Here is an 11,128-nt window from a genome sequence, read left to right as displayed (position 1 = left end):
CGATGCCACTACGCAGCCAGAGGCGCCTCCCCATAAGTGCGGCTGTAGTACTAGGCGGACACTTCGCAGCGTTCGCCTGATCTGCCGAACTACGTCCCGATCTCCGTCCCGATCGAACTGCTCAACGTGAGCCTCGCCGAATCGTCTCGGCGACGGGCAGGACCGCAAGCGGATCTCTGATCTCGATCTGGACCGGGATGGTCACAGAGTCACGTGCGAACGCCAGCGGAGGCAGGCTCTAGGGACGGGGCTCCGTCAAGAAGTTGCGCAACCGCAAAACCGGTTTCGGCGGATTGTTCGCGCGGGTACGGCGGCATGCCTGGAGTCGACCGAACCGGCTTTGCGCTTGTGTCTACGTTCAGACGGAAGACGTCTGGGCGGGCGTAGTGTCCGACAACGTCGAAGTCAAACTTCCACCGGGCGATCTCGCCTAGATCTAGGTCGGCGAACAGCAGACATTCACCGTCGTTGGTGGGTGGTGCCAGGAACTCGCCGGAAGGGGCGATAATGCAGCTGCCGCCGCTGGACATGACTGTGCTGGGTCCGACTCCGTCTGGGGCGTGATGGTCGTCGGGAAAGTCGGCCAGGGTGGTGTATTGGTTGCATGAGAGCACGAAGCATCCGCCTTCCCTGGCGATGTGTTGCATTGCGGTGATCCAGGACGGGCGGTTGTCTGCGGTCGGCGCCAAGTAGATTTGGATTCCTTGGGCGTACATGTGAAAACGCATGAGGGGCATGTAGTTCTCCCAACAGATGACGGCACCGATCTTGCCGACTTCGGTGTCGATCACAGGCATCGTCGATCCGTCTCCGAAACCCCACACAAGTCGTTCTGCGCCGGTGGGCATGAGTTTGCGGTGTTTGCCAAGGAGGCGACCGTCCGGGCCGAAGAAGAGGACGGCGCAGTAGACAGTCCCTCCATCGCGTTCGAGAACGCCCGTGACGAGGTGAATGTTGTGTGATCGAGCGGCTTCGCTGATCCGTATCACCTCGTCACCCGGGATGTCGATGGCGCCCTCCCAGTACCGGAGGAAGGCGTCGCGCCCGCGTTGTGTGCGTCCACCTACGAAGGAGCCGAAGTCTTCTCCTCGCGGGTAGCCGCCTACGAAGACTTCGGGGAACAGGACGAGCCTCGCACCGGCGGCGGACGCCTCGGCAGTCATGCGCTCCAGTTTGGTGACTGTGGAGTAGGTGTCGCCGAAGATGGAACCGGCCTGTGCGACTGAGGCTTTGATGGTGTTCATCGGTTGTGATCCGTTCTGTTGACAATTCTGCGGGGACGATTGGCGGTGTGGGCTCAGAAGATGGACCATCCTGTGCGGGCGGTGAGTTCGCTGAGCGCGGCAACACCGGCTATGGAGTTCCCGGACAAGCCCAGTCGTGGGCTCCACACGCAGATCGTGCAGACGCCAGGCACGACCGCGACGATGCCTCCGCCGATGCCGCTCTTGCCCGGAAGCCCTACCTGATAGGCGAATTCACCTGCCCGGTCGTAGGTGCCACAAGTGGTCATCAATGCGTTGATACGTTTGGTCTGGAGCGGGTCGACGATGGGCCGACCGCAGCGCCCCACGCCGTCGGCCGCGAGGAAGCAGCTCGCAAGGGCTAGATCGGTGCAGCTGGCAGCAATGGCGCATTGACTGATGTACGCCTCGACAACGTGCTCGACGGGGTTGTCGAGGTTGCCATGGGTGGCCAGAAAGTGTGCGAGTGAGTGGTTTCGGTGGCTGTTCCGGGCTTCGGATTCTGCAATGGCCGCGTCGATGTGAAGTGCGTTGTTGTCGCTTTCGCGTCGCAGCAGGTCTAACACGTCCGATTCGCCGGTAGCGCTGAGCAGTATGTCTGTCACCACCAGCGCGCCCGCATTGATAAAAGGGTTCCTGGGTATCCCGTTCTCCTGTTCGAGTTGCACCAGCGAATTGAACGGATTGTCTGACGGCTCCCGTGATACCCGCTTCCAGATGATTTCGACATCGCCGGCGATGACGAGTGCGAGTGCGAAGACCTTCGAGATGCTCTGGATGGAGAAAGGGACTTGTCCTTGTCCGGCGGAATAGATTTCGCCGTCAGTGGTGGCGACACTGATGCCGAACTGGTTGGGCTCGACTGCGGCGAGTTGCGGGATGATGCAGTCAGCGATACGACCCTCGGTGAGGTGAGGGTGTATCGAGCCGGCGATGTCGTCGAGGAGGTTCTGCAGCTCCACGGATGTGAGGGATCCTTCGTGACGTTGTGATTATGTTCGACTGCCCGAGATATGTCTTTGGGTGACCCGGGTGGGTCGACACTGGGTTCGTCGTCGCTGGTTGTGGGGGCGGGATTCCCGGTCGTGCGACGCCGCTCGCGGCCGAAACGGACCGGTAGCCAACAAAGGGTCCGTCGATTGCTGGCCACCGGGCGCGGTTCGGTCAGATGGTGATCACTCGTTCGGGAGTGGGGGTGAGTAGCTGCGGTCCCTGGTCGGTGACGCGGAAGCTGCTTTCTATCCGCGACTGGTATCCGTTCATGTAAACGCTGGGCTCAAGTGACAACACCATGTCTGCCTCCAGCTTTCGCTGGACGCCTTCGGCGATTCCGATGCCGATGGGGTCTGTGCCGAGCGTCCGTCCGGATCGGTGCATGATGTACGGGCCGAGGCCGCCGTCTTCGAGTACGGTTCGGACTGCGGTGTCGATGTCGGAGACAACGGTGCCGGGTTTGCACATGGCTACCGCGGTGTCGTAGGACTTCTTGACAGTCGCGTTGATGTCCTGTTCGGAGGAATCCAGTGGACGCTGCGCCACGATCCGGCCAAAGCCCATCCGGTATCCCAACAGGAAGGGGACGCGACACAGGTCGATAGCCACGATGTCGGTGGGTTCGATGACCCGGGTCGAGGCCGTCCCGTGGGATCGGTTCAGCCTGGGGCCTGAGGTGAGGAGCTGCGGGCCGAGCCCAAACAAGGGAGAATCCACGTAAAGCTCGTTGTCAGTTGACGTCTCGATGCATTCCGCACAGGCTCGAACGTTGTGCTCCAAGCCAAGTATGGCGACGTCGCACTCGCGGAGGCCGCCCCGCTTGATGGCCTCGACTTCGACGTCGAACATCCGGGCCGCGAGCGCGCCGCTGGCCTCAAAGATTCTCAATTCCACCGGGTCTTTGATGTCCTGCTGGCGCAGCAGTGTGTCAGAACTTTCGAGGACGGTGAATTCGTCGAACTTCTCTGCGAAGGAGCACCACGCCTTTTCTGTGAGGTGAGATTTCTCGATGCTCACACGCCCGCAGCCGTGGCCTTCCCGCTTGACGTAGTTGCGTACCAGTTCCCAGGAATCCCCGGCGTCGTTTGGCGACGTCCACTCGACGTGATGTTCGATGGTCAGCGGAACGCGCTTGGTGGCGGCTTCGGCGAAAGTCCGCTCGATTTTCGGCACGACGAGTAGCGGCGTTCCGTTCTGCGGGACGGTCAGACAGATCAGGCGACCCGGTTCAAAGTACTCGGCGCGGGTAGCGTACCCCCAGAAGCCAGTGAGGTACCGGATGTTCCCGGGTTGCATGACGATCCCGTAGTCCACGCCCTCGTCGCGCAATGACTGCTGGTACCGCCTGATGCGCTGGGCAAAGTCGAACTCGTACACAGTATTTGATCCTTCGATTGATGTGGGGTGTGCTGAAATGTCGGACAGGTAGTGCCGTTATGGCAGTCGGACGGTCAGAACCGCTCGAAACGGAAGGAGGCCATTTCTGCGGTGCCGGCGTCGCCGAGCACTTCGGCGGCGACGAGCCGGCCGGCATGGACACTGAGCGTGACGCCGCTATGGGAGACCGCAAAGTGGAAATTGGGAATCTCTGGCGCTCGCCCCAAGACGGGAAGCCCGTCACCGGGAATCGGTCGTTCTCCCACTCGCACACTCTCGATGCTCGCGGCGCGGATTGCGGGGTAGAGCGAGCATGCTGCCCCGATGATCTTGTCGATCCCGCCCTGGTCGACTGTCACCTCACCAGCCTCAATGACCTGAGCAGAGGCATCGCTGTCGTAGGAGTGCAGTTGCAGTCGGCCACCCCCGTCTGGGCGAAGGTGGATGTCCGGTGCTTGGATCACGCGGGTGGCTCCAAGCGCGACAGGTGCGGTGTGCACGAGCACGCCGCGTGTATTGCGCATGGGCAGATCGAGGCCCACCAAAACGGCGATGTCAGCTGCCCGCGGTCCGGCACAATTGACCACCGCATCAGCGGGTAGTTGCCGACCCGACGCCAGCTGGACTGAACGCACCCGGTCACCCGCCACGTCGATACCCACCACCGCGTCGTTCCACACCCGCGCAGCGTCCGAACTGGACAGCAGGTAACTGATCAAGCGGGTTGGGGCGATCCAGCCCTCAGTGGGGAAGTAGGCGACCTCGTCGTCCGGAAGCTCGGCGGCGTTGATTTCGGGTTCAAGCTGAACCGCCTCGGCCCGAGTGAGCCAACGAACCTCGTACCCGTATCCAGAGACCAGGTCTACCTGGCGTCGCAGAGTGGCGCGTTCAGCGTCGTTGCCGCCCCACTTCAGCGTCCCACTTTCGTGGTACCAGTCGCTGCCGGGCACTTCGCGCGCCAGCCGGCGGTGCGCCTCCATCCCGGCGACATTGAGAGCGTGATACGCCCGGGGTTGTTTGGCGCCGTTGGCGTTGGTCCATGAGAACGTGGCGCCGGACGTGCCTCCACCCGGAACCCCCGCATCCACTACTGTCACCGCCGCGCCGCGACGCGTAAGTTCTGCCGTCACCACGGCGCCGTACACCCCGGCACCGATGACAACAATGTTCGGTTTCATGAATCCCTCTCTGTTGCTGATTTCTCGGCCAGTAGCGCTGCGGTCGAGCACGGGACAGGGCCCGCGGCACCGAATCCCCGTGGTATGTAACAAGTTGCATGACGTGTGTGTCTGTGTGGGGGCTGCGCATCTCGGTATCTGGTGGTGGCTCACTTGGCAGGTTCAATTGACGCAGGGAACCCCCCTGGTGGCGACGGCACCGGGTCTTCACTTCCTGTGTTGAATGGCACACGGTTGCCGATCCAGATCGCGGCTACCACCGTCGACACGAAACTGAGGAGCGCCAGATAGATGCCTGGGGCCAGTGTGAACCCCAAAGAGACCCACCAAGTCGCCAAAAGTGGTGCGCCGCCGCCGAACAACGCGTAAGCGATCTGGTAAGACATCGCCGCGCCCGAGCCTCGCACGGCTGGCGGCAGCAGCTCGACCATAGCTAGGGCAGTGGTCGCGGTGTAGCCGCTGTAAAACATGGCGACCACGATGACAATCAGCGCCGCTTGCATCACCGAACTGTCCTCGAGCAGGGCGACCGCCGGCACCGCCAGCAGACCCAACCCGATAGAGGACGTCAGCGCGACACGTTTGCGTCCCACGGAATCGATGAGATTGCCGGCCACGAAGGTTCCGATCGTGAGCACGGTCCACAAGACCAGCTGCACGACAAAGGCATTCGTGATACCGAACGTTGTCTTCGAAGCCATCCGGGACACCAAGAACGTACTGAGAATGTAAGCCGCGGTCGCATTGGTCATCGCCCAACCCACGATGATAAGCAGGGGCTTCCTGGCAGTCCTCAATGCCCGCCGGATCGGGGCCTTCTCCACATTGCCCGACGTGCGCAATTCCTCGAACACCGGCGACTCTTCCATTTGCATCCGCAAATAGAGGCCTGCCAGTCCCAGCGGTGCTGCCACCAGAAACGGAATCCGCCAGCCCCAGGACATCAACTGCTCAGATGTCACCGACACGGTCACGATCAATGACACCAAGACTCCGGCGAAACACCCAATGTAGTTCCACACCGGGACAATTGACGCAAACCGACCGCGCTTGTTCTCGGGCGCGAACTCGACGAGGTAACTCGTCGACGGGCCATACTCGCCACCGGCGGCCACGGCCTGGGTCAGTCGGCACACCAGGAGCAACGCTGGCGCCGCGATTCCGATATGGGCAGCCCCCGGCAATAGGCCCACGACCAAGGTCGCGAAGCTCATCATGAGGACCGAGATGAGCAACGCCGAGCGACGGCCAACTCGATCGGCGATCTGACCGAAAACGAGGCCGCCGAGCGGACGCGCTAAGAAGCTGGCCCCGAAGATTGCGAAGGTTGCGAGAAGACCGGCCGTAGCGCTGGACTCCGGGAAGAACACCGCGGCAATAGTGGTGGAGAACAAGCCGTACAGAACAAAGTCGTACCACTCCACGAAGTTGCCTATCGCGATGGCCTTGATCGCGGTCCTTCGACGTCCGGCAATGTCGCCGGCATAGCCATCATGGCCGTTATCCATGAGTTCTCCTTCAAGATGGACGCGTTCCGCCGACGACCGGCCCATCGGTATGTCAGGTGCTTGCCCAATTGGCCCTGATCGCGGATCCCGGCGGGGGAGCCACAGAACCAGATGGGGGGTGGCACGTAAGGCATATGTAACTAGTTACATATGATGACCGTCATAGCAGAGCACGACAGTGTCCCACCCGTCAAGTGGCGGAGTAGCAGCCCACGTTATCGCTCGCCATCGCTGCAGAGCGGTCATCTGTCAGCGGTCGAACCCTGAATCTGAGGTCGTCGACACCGCATTACGGCAGTCTGAGATACCGTCAGGTGTACCTAGTTACATGATCAGGGCCTGACGGGCATGCTGCGGGCCACGGTAGGACGTGGCGAGGTAGGCGGCGACGAAAGGATGCGCGTGGCGCGAGCAACCATCAATGACGTCGCTGCCTCAGCCGGGGTATCGACCGCGACCGTCTCTCGACTGTTGAATGGCCACAACGTTTCCAGTGCAACCGCCGACCGCATCTGGAAGGCCGTGGCCGAACTCGACTACACGCCAAACGCTCTCACCAGAGGTGTCTTTGCGGGCCGCTCCAGCACTATCGGAGTCATCATCAGGGATCTCGACAGCCCTTACTACCTCGAACTGATGCGAGGTATTGAAGACGCCGCCACCACGCACAACAGCCTGGTAATGTTCGCCAACTCATTCAGCAACGTCGAACTCGAGGCCGCACACGTACAGCGGATGGACGAGCAGCGCGTCCGCGGCCTGATCCTCACGGGCGGCCCGGCGCTAGACGGGAATGCTCGGAGGATCGCAGCCAACGGCACACCGTGCGTCATCGTCAACCGCATAGTCGAGGATATGCCGCCGAACTTGCACACGGTCAGTCTCGACAACCTAGAAGCCGGCCAACTAGTGGGGCACCACCTCCTGTCCTGCGGGCGTTCCTTCATCGCTGTACTGACCATGGGAACCCGAGTGCAAGGCCTTGAGCGGACCGCAGGCCTCCGAAAGAGACTTGCGGAGAACGGTATTGACCTTCCCGACAGCAGGGTGCGAGGCCCGGAAACCCGAGAGGAGGTATTTCGTGCGGTCGCCGAACTATTGGGCAGCGATCGACCTATCGACGCTATCGCCTGCTTCTCCGACTTGCTCACGAGACACGTCTACGAGGCACTTCTCCAGCTTGGCAGGCGCGTACCCGAGGATCTGGCGCTGATCGCCGTCGGCGACTTCGACTGGAGTGAGGCGTTGGGCCTCACGGTCGTCGCGCAACCAACATTCGAGATGGGGCAGGAAGCGGCGACGCTCATCGTGACACAACCGCCGGAGCCCGTGCGCATCCTGAAGCAGCCACGCCTGATTGCACGTAGGTCGTGCGGCGAAAATGCCTCGAAGATGGAGGCCTGCACACGACTCGAACAGGAGTTATGACGTGACGCAGCCTCCGAATCCGACAAACGTCTTGCCAGATGTAACTAGTTGCATCATACTTATCAGAGTGATGGCACCGGTAACGACTGCTCGACTGTAGGGACCTCAAAGCTAAGGGCACGACGGTCCGCGCCGCGTTAGCTCCCTCGATGAGCGCGGAATCCGCCGGCCTCTTGGACGCGACACCGCCGCCCGGATCGGGCCGGAGGGATAGCCCCAACTAGTGGTTTACGAGAGGTGTTCAGGTGCCTACACGACGAGACGTCATACCGCTGAGAGCCAGCTAAATCCCAAGTGTCGCAGTCCTTCCAACTAGTGATTGGTTGAGCTGCGATGCCTGCCCATACTTTTCAGCGGCCCCAGCACAGCTGCAGCAACTCACAGCCAGTAACCGAATCAGGTCTAGGGGAGGAACTCACGGATGTATGACTTCACGGTCGTGGGGGCAGGTGCCTACGGGAGCGCCACCGCCTACCATCTCGCCAAAGCTGGCGCCTCTGTTGTGGTGATCGACGCCGGGAAGCTCGCGAGCGGAGCCTCCGGTGGTTTCGGCAAACGGGGCATCAGAACAAACATGCGTGACCCTCGCGAACTCGACTTGATCCGGGAAGCGCACGCCGCCTGGCCCGGCCTCAGCGATGAACTAGACGCCGACACCGGCTTCGAGCGTATCGGCGGGGTGTGCCTCGTCGAAGACCAGCCCAGCGGACTCTCAGCCGGCGTCGCCTCGGCCAGAAGGCGCGCAACTGTGCAGGGCGACTTCGGCATTCCCACGGAGTACTGGGATCAGGCCGCACTTCGAGCGAAGCTGCCCGCTGTTGCCGAAACAATCGGCGGCGCGCTCTACTCGCCCCTCGACGGCGTGTCCTCACAGGAAGCCACGACCATCGCCTACGCCCGTGCAGCACAACGACACGGGGCAGTGTTCATCGAGGACACTGGGATCGAAAAGCTGGTCAAAGCAGGTTCAAGCGATGTCGCAGGCGTGCTCACTGCCAAAGGCGACCGCATCGATGCGCGACGCGCGGTCCTGCTCACCAACAATGCGGGTGCCGGCGAGCTCATCCACACGGTCTGCAACTACCAACTCCCGATATGGAAAGTACTGCCCCAGGTGCTGCTCGTCAGGTCTGAATACACACCATCGATCCCATATTTGACGAACCATCAGTCGAAGGTGATATCGCTGAAGCTGATGAAGGACTCGACAATCATGTTGAGCGGCGGCTGGTTGGGTGCCTGGGACGGAGGCGGGGCCCGCGGGGGTAGGCCTGTGCAGAGTCGGATCGAGGGCAATATCGAACTTCTGCGGCAGACGTTCCCCGGTCTGGGCGAGCTGACGCTGCTGTCCGCGGACGCATCGCGCATCGAATCGTCGTCATTGGACCAAGTGCCGTTCATCGACCTTATTCCAGGCACGCGCAATGCTTTCGTTGCAACAGGGTGGAGCGGCCATGGCTGGGCACTCCTTCCTGTAGTGGCTCGGCAGCTCGCGGCGTGGCTACTCACCGGGAAGAAACCGATTGAGTTCGACCCGTTCACCATCTCACGCCTGCGGCGGCGCTCGGACATGGCTGACATACCCGCGTAAAGGATCTGGGGATGAACGGCCGGGAAGTTCGTCAGCCATGGCGATCGCCGGCGAACGCCATGGCTCTGACACCGTCACCGAGACGCGGCCAATCGCCAGGCCTGTCGAGCGCCCAGGCGGCGCAACATGACTGTGACGCAATAGCGCCGGGGAGTCTGGGCAGATCCCCAGATGCCCCGCATCCCTTGACAACCCTCGGCAATTCGGACGACACTCTTCGCGTACATGACAATGAGAGCCATTTTCAATAGGAGGAATCATGTCGCTCGACGTTTCACCCGACCTGCTCGCCAGCGCCGAGCGCGGCGCCATCGACGAGGCGGAGTTCGTCCAGACCGTCCGGACGTCCCTGCCGTACGCCTGGGACACGATCACCCGGGTCGTCGGCGACCTCGAGACCGGCAACGCGGAGTTCGCCGACAATCAGACACCGCCGCCGGATGAGACTGCTCGTGGCCAGTTGCTTCGGGCGCTCGCGAGCGATGCGATGCGGGGGGCCCTCGAGCGGCACTTCGGGGTGCGGCTCGCCTTTCAGAACTGCCATCGGCTCGCCGCGTTCCGGCTCGATGCGGCCGCCGGTGAGACGTACGCCGAGTTCGTCTCACCCCGGGCCCAGGTTCTCAACCAGTCGCCGGAACTGCGCAACTGCTGACGTGTCCGACCAGAGAATCGCCATTGTGGCGGTCATAGCCCCCATGATGGCGATTCTTTCGGGTGGGATTACCGTCCGTGATGGCCGCTGATATCGCGAGGAAGTCCTGACAATATGCCTTCATCGTGTGCGGATGGTTTGCAGGTCTGCCGGTCATTGAGCAAGGCAATAAAGCATCGGGGCAGCGGTTCAGTTGACGTCTTAGTAACTACCTGACGAACGAGCGAACTAGACGGGGACTCGCGGGTGGCGCCCATGTCTAAACGCTCAGGCAAGAAGGATGAGTAATCACCATTATCCACCAAACTGATCCAAACCCGAAGTGCATCAGTGACTTTCCGGAGATCAACCCGGCCGAGAAGTGTCAGTGACAGAAAGGCCCGCTCGGCTGGGCTGTCGGAGTGAGTCGAGCGGAGCGCTGTGCGCAACGCCACCTGACCGCGAATCCGTACACCGACTCATCGAGCTCACCGCCGGCCTCCAACATCCAGCCACACCCATACATAAACGTCACGTGACGTATACGTTGCAGTGGGACGGCCGCGAAAGAGGGGCGTCACCCAAGACCGGTGGGCGAAATGCGAAATTGCCACCGGAATTCGGTAGTCGCGGAATCCGAACAACGCGAACCGCTCAACACAGCATCCCGTCGTCGGAAAACCATCCAGCGCAGCAGGGCTGATTCAACTCTCACATAGTTCCGGAAAGCAGGGTGGAATCGGACAACTCTCTCACGGCTTCCCGGAAAACAGGCTCGCCGCCGCATGTCAGGTTAGTACCGATAAGCTACATTATGTCAACTAAACCACTGCATATTACGCTGCACCCCAATTGTTTTCATCCGACAGCGAGGCTGCGTCGGGAGCTTGGCATTACAGATCCAGGACGAAGCGCATTGCTTGGTCAATGGCTTGCATCTGTTCTGGACTAATCATTCCCTGACTAGATGACAGTCGTTCGACGGAGACCACTCGCAGTTGGTCGCAGCGAGCGAAGGAAACATGGTTCAGCCCGCTGTTCTCGGGCTCAAGTTCGACGTGGCTTCGCAGGCCGTAACCAACGGTCGTGATCGGTACGACGACTACCAGACCGCCTGGTCCATTGTTGAGAATGTCGACCGACACCACCACCGCCGGGCGATGAAAGGCTGGCCCGTC

At 61.4% G+C, this 11,128-nt stretch carries 9 protein-coding genes; 3 read left to right on the top strand and 6 right to left on the bottom strand.

The genetic code is table 11. The annotated features are described in order from the left end of the window. Positions 1–209: 209 nt before the first annotated feature. The 5 genes from ACWDTP_RS33325 to ACWDTP_RS33305 all read right to left on the bottom strand — a co-directional run bounded on the left by ACWDTP_RS33325 (position 210) and on the right by ACWDTP_RS33305 (position 6,300). Positions 210–1,244: a nitrilase-related carbon-nitrogen hydrolase gene (locus ACWDTP_RS33325; RefSeq protein WP_450027491.1), complete on the bottom strand. Its 1,035-nt coding sequence runs from the start codon at positions 1,242–1,244 to the stop codon at positions 210–212. A gap of 53 nt (positions 1,245–1,297) precedes the next feature. After that, positions 1,298–2,206 carry a glutaminase gene (locus ACWDTP_RS33320; protein WP_450027490.1) on the bottom strand — a complete coding sequence of 303 codons (909 nt, stop codon included), beginning with the start codon at positions 2,204–2,206 and terminating at the stop codon, positions 1,298–1,300. A 202-nt stretch (positions 2,207–2,408) separates the two neighbouring features. Beyond that, positions 2,409–3,614 carry a M24 family metallopeptidase gene (locus tag ACWDTP_RS33315; RefSeq protein ID WP_450027489.1) on the bottom strand — a complete coding sequence of 402 codons (1,206 nt, stop codon included), beginning with the start codon at positions 3,612–3,614 and terminating at the stop codon, positions 2,409–2,411. 74 nt (positions 3,615–3,688) lie between these two features. Further along, positions 3,689–4,792, bottom strand: a complete 1,104-nt coding sequence (locus ACWDTP_RS33310; protein ID WP_450027488.1) for an NAD(P)/FAD-dependent oxidoreductase — start codon at positions 4,790–4,792, stop codon at positions 3,689–3,691. Between the two features lie 149 nt (positions 4,793–4,941). Beyond that, positions 4,942–6,300, bottom strand: a complete 1,359-nt coding sequence (locus tag ACWDTP_RS33305) for an MFS transporter (protein ID WP_450027487.1) — start codon at positions 6,298–6,300, stop codon at positions 4,942–4,944. A 402-nt stretch (positions 6,301–6,702) separates the two neighbouring features. On the opposite strand from ACWDTP_RS33305, the gene ACWDTP_RS33300 reads away from it, so the two are divergent. The 3 genes from ACWDTP_RS33300 (at position 6,703) to ACWDTP_RS33290 (ending at position 9,971) form a co-directional block, all read left to right on the top strand. After that, on the top strand, positions 6,703–7,728 hold the full coding sequence (locus ACWDTP_RS33300) for a LacI family DNA-binding transcriptional regulator (protein WP_450027486.1): 1,026 nt from the start codon (positions 6,703–6,705) through the stop codon (positions 7,726–7,728). Positions 7,729–8,149: 421 nt separating this feature from the next. After that, on the top strand, positions 8,150–9,319 hold the full coding sequence (locus ACWDTP_RS33295; protein ID WP_450027485.1) for an NAD(P)/FAD-dependent oxidoreductase: 1,170 nt from the start codon (positions 8,150–8,152) through the stop codon (positions 9,317–9,319). Between the two features lie 259 nt (positions 9,320–9,578). Continuing rightward, positions 9,579–9,971 (top strand): SCO5389 family protein, encoded by a 393-nt coding sequence (locus ACWDTP_RS33290; RefSeq protein ID WP_450027484.1) that lies wholly within the window; start codon positions 9,579–9,581, stop codon positions 9,969–9,971. A gap of 872 nt (positions 9,972–10,843) precedes the next feature. Here the strand turns inward: ACWDTP_RS33290 and ACWDTP_RS33285 are convergent. Then, the coding region (locus ACWDTP_RS33285) for a type II toxin-antitoxin system PemK/MazF family toxin (protein WP_450027483.1) at positions 10,844–11,128 on the bottom strand (285 nt) is incomplete at its 5' end.

Source organism: Mycobacterium sp. NPDC003449 (assembly GCF_053588415.1).
Note: the sequence above shows the minus strand (reverse complement) of the source record. Positions and strands in the feature narration are given on the sequence as shown.

Coding starts and splice junctions, on each gene's coding strand:
- ACWDTP_RS33325 (WP_450027491.1), bottom strand. CDS start 1,244: ATGAACACCATCAAAGCCTCAGTCGCACAGGCCGGTTCCATCTTCGGC.
- ACWDTP_RS33310 (WP_450027488.1), bottom strand. CDS start 4,792: ATGAAACCGAACATTGTTGTCATCGGTGCCGGGGTGTACGGCGCCGTG.
- ACWDTP_RS33305 (WP_450027487.1), bottom strand. CDS start 6,300: ATGGATAACGGCCATGATGGCTATGCCGGCGACATTGCCGGACGTCGA.
- ACWDTP_RS33295 (WP_450027485.1), top strand. CDS start 8,150: ATGTATGACTTCACGGTCGTGGGGGCAGGTGCCTACGGGAGCGCCACC.
- ACWDTP_RS33290 (WP_450027484.1), top strand. CDS start 9,579: ATGTCGCTCGACGTTTCACCCGACCTGCTCGCCAGCGCCGAGCGCGGC.